This window comes from Mesorhizobium sp. M7A.F.Ca.AU.001.01.1.1 (assembly GCF_004022735.1).
In the GTDB taxonomy this organism is placed as follows: domain Bacteria; phylum Pseudomonadota; class Alphaproteobacteria; order Rhizobiales; family Rhizobiaceae; genus Mesorhizobium; species Mesorhizobium ciceri.
In genome coordinates this window covers 1-560 of the sequence record NZ_RZPF01001325.1, presented here as the reverse complement: position 1 = coordinate 560, position 560 = coordinate 1, and the positions used below count along the sequence as shown (strand labels likewise).

1 protein-coding gene is annotated in these 560 nt (G+C 63.9%); it reads left to right on the top strand.

The genetic code is table 11. The features are described from left to right. Positions 1-560: methyltransferase domain-containing protein (locus EN884_RS37965; RefSeq protein WP_128361232.1), on the top strand; the 560-nt coding region annotated here is incomplete at both ends.

Sequence of the window (560 nt, the reverse complement as noted above, 5' to 3'; positions counted from 1 at the left end):
CGTCAAGGCGCTGCACTGAACCTGCAATTGATCGGCAAGGCGCCGGCGGTCGATGCGCTCCCCAGCGCCTTCGTCGAGACCTTGTTCGACCATTATGCCGAGAGCTTCGACGAGTCCCTGGTCGGCAGGCTGGGTTACCGCCTGCCTGGGATGCTCGACCAGGCCATTCGAGCGGCAAGGCCGGGCCGCTTCGCGCTGGCGCTCGATCTCGGCTGCGGCACAGGCCTGATGGGGCAGAGGCTGCGGCCGATCGCCGACCGGCTGGAGGGGTATGACATTTCGGCCAAAATGCTGAGAAAGGCGCGGGCCAAGGGCGTCTACGATTTCCTCGATAAGGCTGATCTGCGGGATTTTCCCTATGCCGGTCCGAAAGCCGATCTGGTGACGGTGGCCGATGTTTTCATCTATGTCGGTGCGCTGGGCGGCGTGGTGAAGACGATTGCCGGCTTGCTGGCCACGGATGGCCTGTTCGCGTTTTCCGTCGAGACGCTGGCTGGCGATGGCGATTTCGCGCTGCTGCCGTCACGCCGCTATGCGCATGCGCAACGCTATGTGCTCGA